The organism is Lentzea sp. NPDC058450, from assembly GCF_042721395.1.
Classification (GTDB): Bacteria; Actinomycetota; Actinomycetes; order Mycobacteriales; family Pseudonocardiaceae; genus Lentzea.
On record NZ_JBHXLO010000004.1, the window covers coordinates 344357 to 361925 of the forward strand.

Below are 17569 nucleotides of genomic sequence, written 5' to 3' on the forward strand. Positions count from 1 at the left end.
CCGAGTCCCGGAGGGAGAGTCCGCCATGCCCTTCTTCAAGGAGGAGAACTCCGTCGAGGCCGCCGACGTCGTGTTGAAGGTGGTGGGTGACAAGACGTTCCGGCTGACGAAGCCGTTCTGGTACACGTACTGCAAGGACGTCAACAAGAGGTACCGGTACGAAGGCGATGGTGTGCAGATCAACGCTCACGTGGATCCTGCGACAACCGACCTCGCCTCGGTCCCGACGTTCCTGTGGGGTGTGCTCGCCAGCTACGGCAGGCAGTTGCTTCCGGCGCTGCTGCACGACCAGCGGTGCGAGGACGTCCGGAAGGCGCTGAAATGCTGCCGCTTCCGGATGCGCAGCCAAGCGGATCACGAGTTCCACCGGGCCTTGCGGGATGTCGGAGTCGGCCGGATGCGGCGGCGCGTGTTCTGGGTGGGCGTGGCGCTCGGGAAGTACTGGGCATACGGCCGGGCCCGATGCCTGTTGCTGCTCCTGCCGCACGTCCTCATAGGGCTGGCCGGGCTCGCCGGTCTGGTGGCCTCGCTGCTGGGATTCCACTGGTTCGGTGTGGAAGCGCGGGAGTTCGGGCTCGTGCTGGGAGCGTCTTTGGCGGCATCGGTCTTCTGGTGGCGGGACTGGCGACTGCCGGTCGTCGCGATCCTCGCCGGGTCGCTGCTGATCCCGGTCATGATCTTCACTTACGGCGCGGCGTGCATCGTCTTCTTCACCGACGGGGCGGAGTGCGTCTTCAGGTGGGTGCGGAACAAGGTGGCCCCTGATCGAAGGCCCCGTGGGGAATGGCCGAACACCGTGGAGGCGGTGGCGTAGCAACGCCGAGACGTGCGGCTGTGAACGTTCACAGCCGTCCTCTTCACACCGGGCGGAGGGGCCACTACGGTGGCCGACCATCGGCTGCCACGCCGGGTGGGGCCGCATCGGAACGGGGGTTCTGATGGGAGTGGACGAACTCGGCGACGCACTGAGGTACGGACCGTTCCACCGCGCGCTGCGGGTGGCGATCGACCGCCGTGGCCTGTCGTTGTCCCGCTTGCGCGCCCACCTCGCGCGGATGGACCTGGCGGTCGCGGAGTCGACGCTGAGCTACTGGCAGCGGGGGATGCGCAGGCCTGAGGGGCCTCGTGCGGTCGCGGTGATCAGGGGGCTCGAGTCCGTTCTGGAGCTCGCGCCCGACTCGCTGACGACGTTGGTGGGGCCTCGGGAGCAGCCTGGGCGGGTGGCGTCGACGTCGTTCGTCGACCTGTCGCCGTTGGGGCCCACCACCACTGAGTTGCTGGCGGGGTTGCTCGACGATCCCGCCCGGTGCAACGCGGGGCTCGAGGTCGCGCTCGTCCAGGAACGGGTCGAGCTCGGGTCCGCCGGTCAGCAGCAGGACGTGACGACGCGGATCGTGCTGCGGGCCGGACGGCCCGGGGTGACTCGGTACCTGGGCGTCTACCACGGGGACGCCGAGATCGAACGGGCGAGCGTGTTCGCGGGGGACGGGTGCCGGGTCGGGCGGGTGCGCCGGGCGGATCGGTCGATGGTGTTCGAGTTGTTGTTCGACCGCAGTCTCGACGAGGGGGAGACCGCGGTGCTGAGCTACACCGTCAACGACCGGTCCGGCACGCCGTGTCCCGGTTACACGCGCATGTTCCGTGATGGCGCAGGGCCTTACCTGTTGCAGGTGGTCATGGCGGCGGAGGCGTTGCCCAGCAGGTGTTCGCGGGTGCTGGGGACGCGGGAGCACCAGCCACCGGTGGAGGCCGTCGACCTGTTCTGCGACCGGGCGTTGATCGCCAGCGCGTTCTTTCCCGTGACGCAACGAGGTGTCGCGGGCATCGCGTTGGAGTGGTGCTAGGAAACGTTCACAGGCCGGTGGCGTGGGAGCAGCACAACGCTGTGAACGTTCGTGGGGCCGTCGCTCCGATCTTGTGCGGGACCGGTGGCGTGGTCATCGTTCGGCTGGGTCCGGAAATCGTCCGGAAAGCCTTCGACGTCCACGAAAGGAGGGCCCGTGAGCTCCCTGCGTTCACGTGCTCTTGTCGCGGTCGCGGTGATGGCGGCGGGCTGGCTGTCGGTGCAGCCGCTCGCCACCGCCGCGCCCGACGTCTCCGCCGCCGGTCGCCTCAGCTTCACGATGCAGGCCCAGGAACAGACCCAGTGGTGCTGGGCCGCGGCCGGCACGAGCATCGCCCGCTACCACGGCACCTCGGTGAGCCAGACGCGGTTCTGCCAGCTCGCGCACGACGAGTCGGGGTCGGGCTGCCGCAACAACCAGGGCAACCTCGGCGAGGTGCGCGAGGCGTTCTACGACCTCGGGTACTCGTCTCCCGGCAGCTACCTGTCGGGCACCATCACGTTCGCCTCGATCCGCGGGCAGATCGACCAGCAACAGCCGATCGAGACCCGCATCCTGTGGTCGTCCGGCGGCGGCCACATGCACGCGATCTACGGCTACGACGTCGACAGCGCCAACCGCCAGTGGGTCGACTGGGCCGACCCGTGGCCCAGCAACACCCGCTACAACCGCTCCACCTACACCGCCTACCGCTCGAACTCCTCGTTCAGCTGGACCCACACGCTGACGGGCATCAACCGATGAGGACGGCCATGATCATTCGTGCTCTCACGGCCGCCGCGACGCTGTCGGCCGTCGTGCTCCTCGCCGCGACCCCGTCGGCGCTCGCCGACGAACCGGTGCCGGCGTCCGACCTCCAGGCGGCCCGGGCCGCGGCCACCGCGCAGTCCACTGTGGACGCGGTGGCGGACTTCCTCGGCGACCTCCCCGGAGGTCAGGCGCTGGGCGTGCAGACCGTCTCCGTGCGCGACGGTGTGGTCCCCGTCCACTCGCTGTCCCCGGAGTTCGTCGCGGGAACCAGGGGTGCGCGACCGGGGAAGCTCGCCTACCTGGCGGTGCCGGCCTCGTCGACCGACGGCCGGACGGTGACGATCCAGACCGCGCGCGGCGAGGACGGCCGGTGGGCGGTGGCCAACCTGGCGTCGGGCGACCAGGAGACGCGGCTCGCGGCCAAGCTCACGGCCGGTGCCACCCTGCTGCACGAACCGCAGGTCAACGCCTGGTACGCGAGCAAGGGCGCCGTGCTGACGGTGCTCGATCCCGGCGGCAGCGGCCGTCAGGCAGGGGAGAGGCTGACGGTCGCCGACTACCAGCGGGCCGTGGTGAAGGCCTACGGGAACAAGCAACGCGGGTCCGACTACGCCGCGCAGGGCATGGCCGGCGGCTTCGGCTCACCCTCCAATGAGGACGGTTCGGTGCTCCCGCTGGCCGGCCTCGCCGCGGTGGCACTGGTGGGCACGACGGCCTTGGGCCTGCGCTCGCGGCGCCGTCGGGCGTAGTCGCGAAGGTGCCTCGGTGGCATGCGTGCCACCGAGGCATCCCTAGGCCGCGTGCCCGCCCGTCACGGGGCCGGCGGGGTGATCGAGCAGTCGTCGGTCGAGGCCGTCACGTCGACGTCGGTGCCCCAGCCCCAGCCGATCACCGAGCCGAGGACGCTCTGCCAGCCGGTGCCCTCGGTGAACCGGTTCCAGCGCAGCTCACCGGTGTCGGACCGCACCGAGTAGTAGATGTCGCCACCGGGCGAGAACAGGGTGCCGTGGCCCTCCCAGCCTGCCTCGGGCACGACGTCGTAGACGACGAACTGCTCCGTGGCGGCGTCGTAGCGGAAGTGGTGCAGGGCGTGCGCGGCGTCCTGCGCCTGCAGTCCGCCCTTGCCGCTCACGGCGATCGCGTCGAAGTCGCCCCAGGCGGTGTCGAGCACCCGGCCGCTGCCGGGCGCCCACCCGCCGGCCTGCTCGTCGTAGCGCCACCACCGCAGCTGGTCGCCTTCGAGCGTGTAGAACACGCCGTCGGCGTCCACGGCGATCTTGCTCCGGTTCGCCGCGGCCAGGAACTTCTGCCAGCCCCAGCCGATCGTCTGGAACTGGCCGCCGCCGGGCATGGTGTCCCAGCTGGTGCCGTTGTAGCGCAGTCGCCGCAGGTCACCGCCCGTGGTGATGTTGTAGACGCGGCCGTCGGGACCGGCGAACGTCTTGCCGCCCCAGCCCCAGCCGACCTGCCGCACGCCCGCCCAGCTGAACTGGCCGGTGGCGGGCGCCGCGTGCTCGTAGAGCCACAGGTCGCCGTCGGCCTGCACGGTGAAGACCCGCGCCACCGTCGCACAGGTGGGATCGGCGGCGGCCGTGCCCGTGGTCACGGCCGACACGGCTCCCGCGGCGGCGGCCGCGGTCAGGCACAGCGATCTCAGTCTCTTGCTCACGATGAGTCCCCTAAGGCGGTCCACGTCTCGTCGCGGGGGAGCATACGTCGCAAGAACGACAAATCCGACAGGCTGCGCGGGCGGAGTGTCAGTCCTCGGTCTCCTCGACGACCTCCTCCTCGATCGGCAGGTCGTTGCGCCGCCACCGCAGCTTCACCTCGAACTGCCCCTGCACGCCGGTCTTCGCGATGACCGCCCCCGCCTCCGCGTCGAGCTTCACGCCGAACTTGAGCTCGACCTCGTCCGGCGGCCGGGACATCGTGCGGAACTGGTCGAGCGCGGTCGAGGCGGCGTCGCGCACGTCGGTCAGCGCCTTCTCGAACGACGCGCGGGCGTCGCGCAGCACGCGGCCGGGCCGGGCCGCCCGGGAGACGCCCGGCTCCTCGTCGACCTCGACGACGACCGAGCCGCCACCGTCCAGCTCGAAGCGCGCGAATTCAGTCATGTACCACTCCTCATCGGCACGGGAACTCCACCCGTTCTTCTTCCGGCACACCGGCCCGGACGGTCTCCAGCTTCTCCAGCAGCGAGGTCAGCTGGGACGGATCGTTGACGTGCTCGAGCACCGCTCGGTAGAACGCGGTGCGCATCTTCGGGGGCATGAGGTCCGACGCGTCGAAGCACAACGTCTGATCGGACGTCAGGACGTCGGCGACCTTCCTGGTGACCTCGTCGCGGTGCTCCGACGACCCGACCCTGCGGTTGGTGGAGAACGCCCCGCCCTTGCTCGGCCAGATCCGTTGCGCCTGCTCGGACGCGAGGTAGCTGATCAGCTTCTCGGCCTGCGGGGTGCGGGTGAACACGGCCGCCAGGTCCGCCGAGACCACCGAGGCGGGACGTTGCCCGGCGAAGGAGGGGAACGGGAAGAAGTCGAAGTCGTCCGTGGCCTTGGGCGCGGTGTCGTAACCCCGGTAGACGCCCGTGATGAACGACGCCTGGTGGTCGAGCAGGCAGCCCGGCTGCGGGCCGAACATGGCCCGTCCCGCGTCGCCGAAGTCCGTCAGCAGAGCGGACTTCGGCCCGCCGCGCACGTGGTCGCCCCCGGCCAGCTCGCTCCAGGTCGTCCAGGCCTGGCGCACCGGGTCGGACGTCCACGGCAGCTTGCTCGCGGCCCACTGCCGGTAGACGTCGGGACCTGCCTGGTGCAGCAGGACGTCCTCGATCCAGTCGGTGCCGGGCCAGCCGGAGTCCGGGGTCGCGCCCAGGCCCATGCACCATGGCGTGCGGCCACCAGCGGCGATGTCCCTGCTCCACGCCAGCAGTTCCTCACCGGTCTGCGGCCGGGGACCGGGAAAAGTCCTGGGGTTGAACCAGATCGCGCTCTTCAGGTCGGCCTTGACGGCGACGGCGAAGCGCTTCTCGCCACCGCCGGGCAGGCCGACCTTCTCGAGCTCCAGCCACTGCGCGCCGTACTCGTCCTGGCCGGACGCGACGATGCCCTCCAACGGGACCAGGTACCCGTCACGCGCGTACGCCGCCAGCTCTCCCGGGCTCGGCAGCACGGCGATGTCCGGGGGAGTGCCCTGCCGCACCTCGGACTGCAACACCTGGCTGAGCGCGCGGGTGCCGACGTACTCGACGTCGATGTTCTCCTTCTTCTCGAACTCCGCCAGGACCTCGAGGAAGAACTCCCTCTCCTGGCCGGTCCAGGACGCCATGATCTGGACCTTGCCCGCGGCACCCTCGCTGGAGCAGGCGGGCAGAACGCACAACAGGACCAGCACGAGCAGCAGTCGGATCATCGTCTCTCGTACCTGTATTCCTGGATGCGCGGATGGAGGCCGCGGAGCACGGACAGCAGGATCAGGGCGGCGCCGATCGGGATGAGCGTCTCCAGGCCCGCGTGGTCGTCGGCCCTCGCGACCGAGGCGTTGACGCGCTGGGCCGCGTCGGTCAGCTCCTTGTCCGCCAGCAGCTTCGGCGGAACCGTCTCGCGCAGCTCGTTCGCGAACCGGACGACCGTGTCACCGCAGCCGCCGTCCGCGGAGCGGCAGAGGTCCGTGACGAAGGTCGTCAGCTCGTTCTGCGCGGCGGCACGGGTGGCGGACGTCTGGCCGTCCCAGGTGGTCGTCACCTCGCGCAGCTCCGCGGCCGCCGTCTCCACCTGCTGTTGCGCGAGGACGCCGAACACGATGATCGCGCCGCAGCCGGCGAGCACGACCGTGGCGAACGCCAGGAGCGGGTTCCACGCCCGGCGGAACCTCCGCCGCAGAAACCGTTGCGTCACCACGAGGAGCACGAACAGCGCGATGATCGGCACGGCGACGAGCGCCGCCCGCCAGAACGTCGTCGCGCTGTCGGAGATCTGCTCGCCGAGCGCCCCGTGCTGGTCCTGCGCCAGCTTGTCGAACTGCGCCAGCACACCGGTTTCCGGTTCGTGCAGCAGCCGGGACGCGTACCAGAGGTCGACCGCGGCCAGCGACCTGCCCGCGCCGCCCTGCCGGTAGTGCGCGTCGGCCTGCTCGATCCACCCCGTGTACGCGACGACCAGCCCGGCCACCACGCGCAGCTGCCTGCTGCCCTCCTCGCCCAGGGTGCTGTCCTCGGCGACCTGCGCGATGCTCTGGCTCGCCACCGCGATCTGGTTCTGGTAGCGGTCGCCCGGCCCGATGAGCTCCGCCTGGCCCGAGCTGAAGCTCCTGATGGCCAGCGAGTCCGCCTCGGCGAGCGCGGACCGCGCGATGGCGGCCTCCATCAACGCGGGGGTGCTGCGGTCCCGCACCGTGTCGATCGTGTCGTGCACGGTGTCGAAGAAGTACCACGACGACAACAACACCAGCACGGTCACACCCAGGAGCGCGGCCCGCAGCCGCAGCAGGCTGCGCCGGGTCGTGGAACGCGACGCCGTCATGCGCCCACCTCGAACGCCCTGCCGCAGTCCTCGCAGAACTTCGCGCCCGCACGGGAGACGTGCCGGCAGTGCTCGCACGTGAGATCGGGACCGGCCGGTGCGGCGGCTTTCTGCCCGTCACCGGGGCCGCGGGTGCCGTGGCTCCGGCTCACCTCGCTCAGCTTCACGTCGAGCAGCTGCAGGTCGGTGCGCACCCGCACCTCCCCGCGCGCCGGGTCGCCGACGACGTCGACCAGCCGGTGCAACCGCGCGAGCACCTTCTCGTTGCGCTGCGCGGAAGCCAGCGCCACCGCCCTGCCCCACTCCCGCGCGGCCAGGTCGATGTTGCCCGCGTCGTACGCCTCGCAGCCCGCCATCACCGCGCGGCCCAGCTCGGCCTGGTTCGTGGCGTGGGCGACCCTGGAGTCCATCACGCTGGAGAGCACGGTGTTCTCCGTCCACTGCGCGATGATCGGCTGCTCGCCGCCCGAGGGTGTCTGGAGGCCGGCGCCGGCGTGGACGGGCACCAGGCCGACCTCGGCGATCTGGTACTCCGTCAGGTCCAGGCCGGTCGGGTCCACGTCCAGGCACACGTGGAAGTCCCGGCTCTCCTCACCCCACGAACCCGTGGCGTAGGTGGTGGTCTGCGCGTCCGCGGAGGTGCCGGTCAGCTCCGTCTGGGTCGGGAACGTCTGCCGCAGGAAGCGCACGCGGGCGAACGGCGGGGTCTCGATCCGGATGAGCAGCTCCGGCACGACCTTGCGCATCGCGGCGCGCATGATCGCGGTGAAGTCCTCGGCGAGCTCGGCCTCCTCCCGGACGGCGTCGGCCGTGCCGTTCAACGCGGACACGATGCGCAGCAGCTCCTCCGGTTCCCAGCCGTCGCCCACCCCGCGCGCGTCGCAGACGAACCGGCCCGCGCACTCGGCCAGCACGGCGTCGAGGTCCGCGGACGTCTCGTGCTCGTTCTTGCCGTCGGTCAGGAGCAGGACGTGCCGCACGGCCGCCGGGTGCGCGTCCAGCAACTGGCCCGCCAGCCGCAGCCACGACCCCATGGCGGTGCCGCCGCTCGCGGTCAGGCGTCGCACCGCCCGCTTCGCCCCCACCCTCGTCCCGGGGCTCGCGGCGACGAGCCCTCCGTCGTGCGGGTAGATCACGCGCGCCGTGTGCGTGCCCTCCACCACCGCGAAGAAGACCCCGTCGCGCAGGGCGTCGATCGCCGCACCCGTGGCGTCCTGCGCGGCCCGCAGCTTCGTCGGCGGGCTGTGCATCGAGCCGGAGCAGTCGATCGCGATCACCTCGGCGGCCTCCGGGGCCTCGCCGCCGGTCAGGCCGCCGAGGCCCTGCGCCGTCACGGTGAGCACCGCGTGCATCTCGGTCTCCCCGGCGAACAGGTACTCGTTCTGGCTCACCGCGAGACCGAAGGCCGGCTGTGCTTCCGCTGTCATGACAACGTCCTCGGGCGAATCGTGTTGGCCAGATCGATGAGAATGCCGTGCTCGTCCTCGTTCTCCGCCTGGCCCGCCAGACCTCGGTAGGAGTGTTCGAGCAGCACCCGCACTCCGTCCCCGTCGGGCGTGGCCTCGCGCAGGATCGTGACGAGCCGGTTGCGCGCGTCGGTGTCGAGGTAGAGCGAGGGCAACCGCGCGATCGCCTCGCTCAGGTCGGCGTCGGTGGGGGAACCCGACCTCAGCAGTCCACAAAGGATGATCACGGCCGCGACGGCGGCGGCGTCGTAGTGCCGGGACACCCTCGGCACCTCGTCGAGCACGGCCACCGCGCCCGCCCGGTCACCCTCGGCCAGCCTGATCCTGGTCAGCCCGAACGCGGCGCTGCCCTGCGACCGGTCCCGGCGCCACACCGCCTCGTAGAGCCGGCGCGCCCGTTCGAGCTTCCCCTCGTGCTCCGCGCAGAAGCCGAGCGCGAGCTTCGGCGCCTCCTCGCCGGGCACCGCGTCGTACACCGCGGTGAACTCCAGCCGGGCCTTGCCGACCTCGCCCCGTGCCAGCGCGAGCAGCCCCCGGTGCCACGCGCCCCGCCAGTCCCCGGCCGCGCACTCGGCCGAGCGCAGGCTCTCCGCCGCGAGGTCGAGCTGCCCCGTCTCGATCTGCGCCCGGCAGCGGGCGAACCAGATCTCGGCGGTGCTCAGCTCCGCGTTCTCCAGCTTGTCCAGCAGTCGCAACGGATCCGGCGCGCCGGTGGCGGCGAGGTACTCGGCGGCGGCGTCGCCGGGGTCGACCCGCGGCACCGGTAACCGGGTGGCGGCCTCGGCGGGGCTCGGCCGGCCGTCCGGCAGCGGCACGCCGGTTCCGGCGTACAGGTCGGGCCGCGTCCACCGGTGCAACGGCGGGACGGCGCCGAGCCCGGAGTCGAGCAGCGCGGCCGTGGGTTCGAAGACGGCCGACGGCTCCGGCCGGGCGACGCCGTCGCGCAGTGACGCGATCTCGCGCCGGACTCCCTTGAGCTGCTCGGCCATCCGCGCGGCCGAGTCGAACCGCCGGTCCGCGTCGGCGTGCGTCGCGCGGTCGATCAGCCGTTTGAAGGACTCCAGCCCTAGCGCGAAGTGCTCGTCGGTCGCGCCCGTCTCCTCGTCCAGCCAGTCGGACGTGCCCTTGTACAGCCGTTGCAACGTGACGCCGACGGTGTGGACGTCGGACTGCACGGTCAGGCCGCGCGCGTGGATCTCCGCCTCGCTCACCTCGTACGGCTTCGTGCCGATCCGGCCGCTCTCGCGGTCGTCCGCCCTGCGGACCGCGCCGAGGTCGATGACCTTGATCCGGTCCTCCTCGCCGCGGTGGCCCGGCCGGACGATCACGTTGTCCGGCTTCATGTCGCAGTAGAGGTAGCCGCGCCGGTGCAGGTACTCCATCGCCTCCAGCACCTGCAGCACGCAGAAGATGACGTGCTCGACCCGCAACGGCTCGGTGCCGAGCCTGCGCAGTCTGGTGGCCTCGCGGAGGGTGAGTCCGTCGACGTACTCCATGACGATGTACTCGCGCGGCCTGCCCGCGTCGTCGGGGTGCGTGACGAAGTTGAGGATCCGCACGATGTTCTTGTGGTCCATCGTGGTCAGCGCGCGCCGCTCGGCCGCGGCGAGCGCGGCGTAGCGGACGTCGATCAGTCCTTTGAGGACGACCAGGTTGTCGTCCAGGCGCCGGTCCTTCGCCAGGTAGACCCAGCCGACACCGCCGTGGCCGAGGTAGCCGATCACCTCGTAGTGGCCGTCGACCTCGTCGCCCGCGTGCAGGTTCGGCAGGAACGAGTACGGGTGGCCGCACTCGGGGCAGAACCCCTCGCTCTTCGCAGGCCTGCCCGCGTGGCTGCGGCCGACCGGCGCCCCGCAGTTCTCGCCGGGGCACTTGCGGTCGTCCTCGGGGATGGTCGTGGTGGTCAGGATCCGGCTCGACGGGGCGGGGAACTCGAACACGGGCAACGCGAGCGGGTCGCCGTTGCTCTGGCTCACGACGGACGTGCCCGCCACCTCGGTCGTCTCCGCGACCTCCGCCGCGGACAGCGGGCGGCGCCAGCACTTGCCGCAGAAACCCGTTCCCCGCACCGTGCCGGTGCATCCCGGCCGGTTGCACGCCGTCATCGCTGCTCCCTTCGCCCGGTGCCGAGCGCGCGCCGGACCTCGGTCCCGTAGCCGCGGACCGCCTCCTCGGCGGCGGGCAGGTCGTCGAGTCCCCGTGTCAGCAGGCCGTGCGCCCGGCGGTAGAGGCCGGCGAGCCGGATGTCCTCCGCGAGCCCGCCGTCGTCGGCCTTCGCCTGGTAGGCGCCGAGCAGCCCGCTCGCCTCGCGTCGCCGCACGAGCAGTTCCTCCAGCGTCCGGACCGCCTGCTCGGCGCGCCGTTCGGCCCTGGCCAGCGCGTCCTCGGTCTCCCCGAGCACCGGCCGGACCGAGTGCGGGTCCGACCTTGCGACGGCGGCGCGCATCCCGAGCAGCCGCATCCGCAGGCCGACCGCGCGCTGGGCGACCGGCCGGTGGTGCCGGTCGAGCAGCGCTTCGTGATCGGCGAGCGCCTTGATCCGGTCGGCGAGCCGGTCCAGCCGCCCGGTGATCGCGTCGAGCTCCCACGACCGGGCCGCGGTGAGGCTCGGCGACGACTCGCGACGGAAGCCGAGCACCACCCGTGACCCCTGCTCGGCGAGCGGGCGCAGCACCTCCCGCAGCAACGCTTCGGGCTCCTCGGCGTCGTCCACGCCGTCGACCACGACGGTCATCGGCGGCGTGCCCGCGCGCACCCGTTCGCTCGGGGTGCTGCTCTCGTCGCGCCCGAGGCCCGCGCGGTCGACGATGCGCTGGGACACCTGGTCGGCGGTCCGGCTGGACGCGTCCACGGCGAGGTCGACGCTGCCGACCGCCGGCACCGTCCCCTCCGGCGCGCCCGAGGTCTCCGGCCGTGACTCCACCGCGGACAGCGCGACGGCGCGGTGCAGCACCTCGCGGTCACTGCCCACCAGCACCATCACCACGTCGCGGGCGTGGTGGTGGTCGAGCCAGCTCGCGAGCGACCGCGCCAGGCCGACCTGCTCGACGCCCGCGTCGGGCGTGCCGGTGAACCCGTCGTCGAGCGGCGCGCTCCCGACGGTCCACTCCGCCACGCCGGGGAGGTGGTGCAGGATCGTCTCCACGGGGATCATCCAGGCGAGGTGCGCGAGCTCGTTGGCGAACTCGCTGACCACGATGCCGATCACCGCGTGCGTCCCGTCCGCGTCGGCCACGACGCCCCCGCCGCTGAACCCGCTGGTCACGGGGTACTCGGTGGGGGAGTCGCGGTTCAGTTGCAGCCACTCGTGACCGGGCCCGCCCCGCCCGGCGAGCCGTGCGAGCACCTCCACGCCGTCGTGCACGGGGCCGGGGAACCCGACCGTGCGGACGACCAGGTTCCGGCGCAGCGCGGTCCGGCGCAGCGTCGCGCCCGCGCCGTCCACCGGCCCGGCGAGATCCAGCAGCGCGACGTCGCCCCTGCGGTCTTCCAGCGGGGACACGAAACGATCCGGCACGACGTCGGCCCGCACGGGGGTCCCGCGCATCCGGTCGACGAAGACGTGGCCGGCGCCCTCGGGCACCACGTGCGCACAGGTCAGCACGTGACTCTCCCCGAGCAGCACGCCCGCACCGAGAACCCCGCCGTCGGCATCGAGCACGCGCACCCGCCACGGCTCGTCGTCGGGCATGTGATCGACCACGCGGCGGACCCTACGGCGGATCTTGATTCGTTCGGGGCCAGTTGGTCGTCAATCCCTCATATGGACCAAAGAAACCATCGTGAATTGCCGGTGGGCGAGTCTCGCGTTTTCGGAAATCCGTTGCCCGGCGCCGTCGTCCGTTCCTGGAACAATCGCGTGGAATTTCGTCGATTCGCGCGGCTAGGGTGGGGGCGTGAATCGAATCGCGGGATCGTTGTACGGGCTGGCTTTCGGCGACGCGCTGGGACGGGAGACGGAGTTCCTGACCGTGGCCGAGATCGAGGAGCAGTTCGGCCCGTCCGGACCGGACGACCTGACGGGCGACCCGGCGATGGTCACCGACGACACGCAGATGGCGCTGGCGGTGGCGTGGGCGTTGCACGACGTGCCGGCCCTCACCGCCGAAGCCCTCGAACCTCGCCTGCGGGAGCGGTTCGTGGCCTGGGCGCACAGCCCGGAGAACGACCGGGCGCCGGGCATGACCTGCCTGCGCGCGTGCGGCGGCCTGGCCGAGGGGCAACCGTGGGTCGAGGCGACCATCGCGGGTTCCAAGGGCTGCGGCGCGAACATGCGCGTGACCCCGGTGGGCCTGATCCCCGGCCTGGACCTGGACGTGCTGGCCGGCGTGTCCCAGCTGCAGGCCGCCATGACCCACGGCCACCCGACCGCGCTGGCGGCGTCCGAGCTCACCGCCTGCGCGACCCGCCTGCTGGTGGACGGTCTGGCCCTGGCCGACGTGCCGGCCGCGCTGCTGGCCCGCTGTGCCGAACGGCGCACGGTCTACCTGGCCGACTGGCTGGGGTCGCTGTGGGAGGGACCGGGAGCGACCACGCCCGCCGACTTCATCGCCAGGGGCTGGGACGAGTGCGCCGCCGTCCTGGAGCACCTGGTGGCCGTCCTCGCCCGGCCCGACGACGGCAGGGACGCGAGCCTCGCCACCGGCGAGGGCTGGATCGCCGAGGAGGCGCTGGCGACGGGCCTGTACTGCGCGGTCCGGCACGCCGACGACCCGGTGCGGTGCCTGGTGCGCGCGGCCAGGACCAGCGGTGACTCGGACTCGATCGCCGCGCTGGCCGGAGCGTTCGCCGGCGCGGCGCACGGCCTGGAGGCGTGGCCGCAGGAGTGGGTCGCGCGGATCGAGTACGGAGACCAGTTGGCCGCCCTGAGCGCCGAGCGCGCTTGACGGCGCGTCAGCCGATCCAGGTGAAAGCACCACGATCAACGGCTGACACAATGGGCGCATGGCACTGGGTTACGTCCTTGCTGTGCTGGCGACCCTGGCGTCAGGCAGTGGCTCGATCCTGGAGTCCATGGGGGTCCGGCGTGCGGGGGCGCACGGCGGAAGGTCGTCTGATCTCATCGGTCTCTGGCGTCAATGGCTCTACTTCCTCGGCCTGGGGGTGAACCTGGTCGGGTTCGCCTGCGCGTCCGCGGCGCTGCACCGGCTGCCGTTGTTCCTCGTCCAGTCGATGCTCGCGTTCAGCGTCGGGGTCACCGCGGTGATCAGCGCTTTCATGGGCATCCGGCTGCGGACGCGGGGCTGGGCCGCGCTGGCCGTCGGCGCCGGCGGCCTGGTGCTGCTGGGCGTGTCCGCCGAACCGGGCCGCGCCGAGGCGCTGCCGCCGCAGTGGCGGTGGATCCTCGTGGCCGCAGTCGTGCCGGTGGCGCTGATCGCCGTCTACGCCCGGCGCCACCACACCGTCCGGGCGACGGTGGCGCTGGCGTTCGGCTCCGGCGTCGCCTACAGCATCGTCGGCATCGCGGCGCGGACGCTGCACGTCCCGGACGACGTGTGGCGGCTCGTCCTGGAACCGGCGACCTGGGCGATCGTCCTGAACGGACTGGTCGCGGCGGTGCTGTTCGCGATGGCGTTGCAGAAGGGCGGCCCGACCGGGGTCACCGCGATGATGTTCACCACCAACACGGCGCTGTCGTCGTTCGTCGGGCTGGTCTACCTCGGCGACACGGTCCGCGACGGGTACGTGTTCGCCGCGGCGGCCGGGTTCGTCCTGGCGATCTCCGGTGCGATCGCCGTCGCCCACTACGCGGCGAGCACCCGGCAGAAGGAGCCTGCGGCGGAGCCTGTCAGCACGCGCGTCTAGCTCCGATCGTTCCGGCCCGAAACCTCTCCTCTCAAGATCACCACCTATCGTGTGATCTTGTCCGCGTCCGGGCGTGCGGATCCCGCCGGGTGTTCTTACGGTCCTGCCTGCGGCCCCCGGGGTCGCTGCACCACCAGGGCCGGCCGTGCGCTCACCTGTCCAGCGGCGGGCCCTGTCCACATCACGGATCAAGCCCCCGTGGGACAGGCGCCGTCGCCGGCGAGAGCAGGACGGGGCCCGAAAAGGGACATGCGTCATCTCCGTGGCAACTTCACCGGTCGTGCCGTGCTCGTCGCCTTCTCCGCGACGGCGTTCATCGCGACGGGCGGCGCCCTCGCGTCAGCGTCGGCACCGGTCGACTGGGATCGGATCGCGCAGTGCGAGAGCGGTGGCAGGTGGTCGACCAACACCGGTAACGGCTATTACGGCGGACTTCAGTTCAGCCAGTCGACCTGGCAGGCGAACGGCGGTTCCGGAAGCGCCCACCAGGCTTCCCGCGAGGAGCAGATCCGGGTCGCGGAGAACGTGCTGCGGACGCAGGGCCTGGGGGCCTGGGGCGCGTGCGGGCGGCGAGGGGGCGGCGGTCAGCCCGTCAGTCAGGGACAGCGGCCAGTCCGGCAGGGACAGGGCGTGACCGGGAACAAGGCCGTCGCCCGTGCGGTGCCGGTGGTTCCGGTGGCCGCGCCGTCCACCAGCAACCCGGACGGCGACTACGAGATCAAGGCCGGTGACACGCTGAGCAGCATCGCCGCGGAGCTGCGCGTCGAGGGCGGCTGGCAGGCGCTGGTGGCGAAGAACGCCCGCCACCTCACCAACCCGGACCTGATCAAGCCGGGCGACAAGATCGTGACCAAGTAGCCCGCGGGGCCTCCGGGGGTGCGGATCGCCGCACCCCCGGAGGACCTGGCTCAGATGGCGAAGTACGAGGGCCGGCTCCAGACGAAGTCGCCCTTCGCGTAGTCGTAGTACCCGATCAGGACCCGTCCGTCGCACCGGGAGCTGGGGATCATGGGCGACCCGGTGGTGCCGGACGTCCTGGTGGACCCGTAGCCGTCGCGGAACGTGAACCTCGGTGAGTTCCCGGTGTCGCAGTCGACCCCGAGCCGCAGCGCAGCCTCGCGATTGAAGCCGCAGTTCACCGTCGCGCTCACGGCGAAGTTCGTGAGCCCGCTCTCGGCGGGGGTGCGCCAGGTGCTCACGCTCGCCGAACATCCTTGTGCGGCAACGCTGCCGCCGCCCGCGAACGCGGGGGTGGCACCGGCCAGGCCCGCGCCGGCCAGCACGGTGGCCGTGAGCACGGCGAGCCGGAGAAAGTGAAGTCGCATCGCTCTTCCCTGTGGTCGATGGAGCGTCGTCGACCTGAAGCGTGCGACCTGGCGAGCCTCCGTCCGATGTGGAGTTGTGCGGCGCGGGCGGCGTCCATTCGTTCAGGCATGGCCCGTCATCGCGGTTCCTCCCGCAGGAAGGCGGAACCGGCGCGGGGAGGCCATGAACCGGTGGTCAGCACACCTAGGTGGAACGCCCGCGCGACGAGGCCGGTGGTCGTGGTGCCGAACCGCTTCGCGAGCTGGGCGAGGTGGTAGTCGACGCCCCGGCCGGTGAGGCCGGTCCGCGACGCGATGTGCGAGATGGGGTGTCCTGCCGCCCGCAGCTCCAGCACGGTCGCCTCCCGGGCGGTCAGGCGCACCTCGCTGTGTCCCGTCACCGCCTCCGCGACGGGCTGGACGATCACCACGAACGTCGAGTCCTGCTCGGTGGTGCCCGGCACCTCGATCAGCGTCACGTCGCACTCGGTGCGGGTCTGCCGCGCGCCGGTGAGGAACCGTTCCACGACCCTCGTCCCGCTCAGCCCCGCGCCGTCGAAGGCGGCCTTCAGCCGAGTCCCGTCGTCGGTCAGCGCGACGGCGTCGAGGCCGCGCAACGCGCTCAGCCGCCGTCCCACGAGCCGGCCGAAGGCGGGATTGGCGTCGAGGAGCAGGCGGGCGCGGTCGGTGACGAGCATCGGCACGGGGGAGCGGTCGAACAACGTGCGGTACCGGGCTTCGGCCTGCTGCGCGTTCTCCCGCGCCTCGTGCAGTTCGGTCACGTCGACGAACACACCGCCGAGTTCGGTGCCGCCGTCGGCCGTCGGCACCGGGAAGCGGAAGCCGACGTCCACCCCGGTGGTGCCGTCGCCGCGGGTGAACCGGTGCGTGTCCCGCAGCGGTCTGCCGGTGTCCAGGACCTGCCGGTCGAGCCCGGTGGCGTAGTCGGCCACCTCGGCGCAGGTCAGGTCGTGCACGGTTCTGCCTACGAACCCGCGCGGGTCCACGCGGTAGGTGTCGAAGTACGCCTGGTTCGCCCACAGGTAGCGGCCCTCGGCGTCCTTGGTGACCACCGCGGCGGGCGAGTGCCGCATGAACGTCTCGAACCGCGCCTCGCTGAGCCTGCCGGCGTGCTCGGTGCGCACCTGGTCGTCGACGTCGAAGCTGATCGTCACCACGCCGGTGATCTCGCCGCCCTCGGTCAGCGGGGCGTACCGGGACTCCATCCACCGCCCGTTCCAGAGGATGCGGCCGACGGACGTCCTGCCCCGCAACGCGGCGTGGTGTGCGCGCCAGACCGCCTCGTGTGCGGGATCGCCCTCCACGAGAAGATCGTCGAGGTGCTCGGGCCGCGGCACACCCGCCTCCCGATGGGCGACGACGCCCGCGCCGTCCAGGGTGAGCAGCCTCCCGTCCGGCGTCGTGGTGCTCAGGACGATGGGGAGGTGGTCGAGCAGGTGCTGGGCCTGGCCCCGTGCCACCACGAGGTCGGTCACCTCCATGGCCACCGACCCGACCAGCGTGCCGCCGTCGCAGGTGGGGAACGCGACGCTGACGCCCTCGAAGTGCCGGCGCCGGCCGTCCGCGCACGGGGAGGACCAGGACAGGGGCACCGCCGTGCCGCTCCGAGCGACCGCCTCGGCCTCGCACCGCTCGACGACGTCCGCGACCTCGCGCGGGACCGCGTCCTCCGCCGGAACCCCGGTCAGCCGGGCGAGCGACGGGGACACCCACACCCATCGGTCCCGCACGGGGTCGCGCACCACCAGCACCAGCGGCGCGCGTGACACCAGTTCCAGCAGCCACGAGGAGAGGTGGCCCTCGGACGGGGAGTGCTCGGCCGCCATGCCGATCAGTGTGCCGTCACCCGGCCGCTTCGA

16 protein-coding genes are annotated in these 17569 nt (G+C 71.9%); 7 read left to right on the plus strand and 9 right to left on the minus strand.

What is annotated here, in order from left to right:
- The first annotated feature begins 25 nt into the window (after positions 1-25).
- The 4 genes from ACFWNN_RS09670 (at position 26) to ACFWNN_RS09685 (ending at position 3343) form a co-directional block, all read left to right on the plus strand.
- Positions 26-814: a DUF1353 domain-containing protein gene (locus tag ACFWNN_RS09670; RefSeq protein ID WP_382439464.1), complete on the plus strand. Its 789-nt coding sequence runs from the start codon at positions 26-28 to the stop codon at positions 812-814.
- 124 nt (positions 815-938) lie between these two features.
- Positions 939-1844: a hypothetical protein gene (locus tag ACFWNN_RS09675; RefSeq protein ID WP_382439465.1), complete on the plus strand. Its 906-nt coding sequence runs from the start codon at positions 939-941 to the stop codon at positions 1842-1844.
- Between the two features lie 156 nt (positions 1845-2000).
- Positions 2001-2588, plus strand: coding sequence for a papain-like cysteine protease family protein (locus ACFWNN_RS09680; protein WP_382439466.1), 588 nt, complete (start codon positions 2001-2003; stop codon positions 2586-2588).
- Positions 2589-2596: 8 nt separating this feature from the next.
- Entirely contained in the window at positions 2597-3343 is a 747-nt protein-coding gene (locus ACFWNN_RS09685; RefSeq protein ID WP_382439467.1) for a hypothetical protein, read from the plus strand.
- 62 nt (positions 3344-3405) lie between these two features.
- On the opposite strand, the gene ACFWNN_RS09690 is transcribed toward ACFWNN_RS09685, so the two are convergent.
- From ACFWNN_RS09690 to ACFWNN_RS09720, 7 genes are all read right to left on the minus strand, one after another.
- On the minus strand, positions 3406-4263 hold the full coding sequence (locus ACFWNN_RS09690) for a tachylectin-related carbohydrate-binding protein (protein WP_382439468.1): 858 nt from the start codon (positions 4261-4263) through the stop codon (positions 3406-3408).
- A gap of 88 nt (positions 4264-4351) precedes the next feature.
- Positions 4352-4708, minus strand: coding sequence for a CU044_2847 family protein (locus ACFWNN_RS09695; protein WP_382439469.1), 357 nt, complete (start codon positions 4706-4708; stop codon positions 4352-4354).
- A 10-nt stretch (positions 4709-4718) separates the two neighbouring features.
- Positions 4719-6005: an ABC transporter substrate-binding protein gene (locus ACFWNN_RS09700; protein WP_382439470.1), complete on the minus strand. Its 1287-nt coding sequence runs from the start codon at positions 6003-6005 to the stop codon at positions 4719-4721.
- Positions 6002-7114, minus strand: coding sequence for a hypothetical protein (locus tag ACFWNN_RS09705; protein WP_382439471.1), 1113 nt, complete (start codon positions 7112-7114; stop codon positions 6002-6004). The genes ACFWNN_RS09700 and ACFWNN_RS09705 overlap by 4 nt, the downstream gene beginning before the upstream one ends.
- Positions 7111-8541 (minus strand): VWA domain-containing protein, encoded by a 1431-nt coding sequence (locus tag ACFWNN_RS09710; protein ID WP_382439472.1) that lies wholly within the window; start codon positions 8539-8541, stop codon positions 7111-7113. Before ACFWNN_RS09710 ends, ACFWNN_RS09705 begins: the two co-directional genes overlap by 4 nt.
- A complete protein-coding gene (locus ACFWNN_RS09715; protein WP_382439473.1) occupies positions 8538-10685 on the minus strand; it encodes a tetratricopeptide repeat protein in 2148 nt (715 codons plus the stop codon). Before ACFWNN_RS09715 ends, ACFWNN_RS09710 begins: the two co-directional genes overlap by 4 nt.
- Positions 10682-12283: a trypsin-like serine peptidase gene (locus ACFWNN_RS09720; RefSeq protein ID WP_382439474.1), complete on the minus strand. Its 1602-nt coding sequence runs from the start codon at positions 12281-12283 to the stop codon at positions 10682-10684. Before ACFWNN_RS09720 ends, ACFWNN_RS09715 begins: the two co-directional genes overlap by 4 nt.
- Positions 12284-12476: 193 nt before the next feature.
- On the opposite strand from ACFWNN_RS09720, the gene ACFWNN_RS09725 reads away from it, so the two are divergent.
- The 3 genes from ACFWNN_RS09725 (at position 12477) to ACFWNN_RS09735 (ending at position 15243) form a co-directional block, all read left to right on the plus strand.
- Positions 12477-13466: an ADP-ribosylglycohydrolase family protein gene (locus tag ACFWNN_RS09725; RefSeq protein WP_382439475.1), complete on the plus strand. Its 990-nt coding sequence runs from the start codon at positions 12477-12479 to the stop codon at positions 13464-13466.
- 58 nt (positions 13467-13524) lie between these two features.
- Entirely contained in the window at positions 13525-14385 is an 861-nt protein-coding gene (locus ACFWNN_RS09730) for a hypothetical protein (RefSeq protein ID WP_382439476.1), read from the plus strand.
- Positions 14386-14634: 249 nt separating this feature from the next.
- The gene (locus tag ACFWNN_RS09735) at positions 14635-15243 is read left to right on the plus strand and encodes a transglycosylase family protein (protein WP_382439477.1); all 609 of its coding nucleotides are present in this window, start codon (positions 14635-14637) and stop codon (positions 15241-15243) included.
- A gap of 50 nt (positions 15244-15293) precedes the next feature.
- Here the strand turns inward: ACFWNN_RS09735 and ACFWNN_RS09740 are convergent, their stop codons facing one another.
- Positions 15294-15710, minus strand: coding sequence for a hypothetical protein (locus ACFWNN_RS09740; protein ID WP_382439478.1), 417 nt, complete (start codon positions 15708-15710; stop codon positions 15294-15296).
- A 116-nt stretch (positions 15711-15826) separates the two neighbouring features.
- A complete protein-coding gene (locus ACFWNN_RS09745) occupies positions 15827-17536 on the minus strand; it encodes a PAS domain-containing protein (RefSeq protein ID WP_382439479.1) in 1710 nt (569 codons plus the stop codon).
- Between the last annotated feature and the right edge of the window lie 33 nt (positions 17537-17569).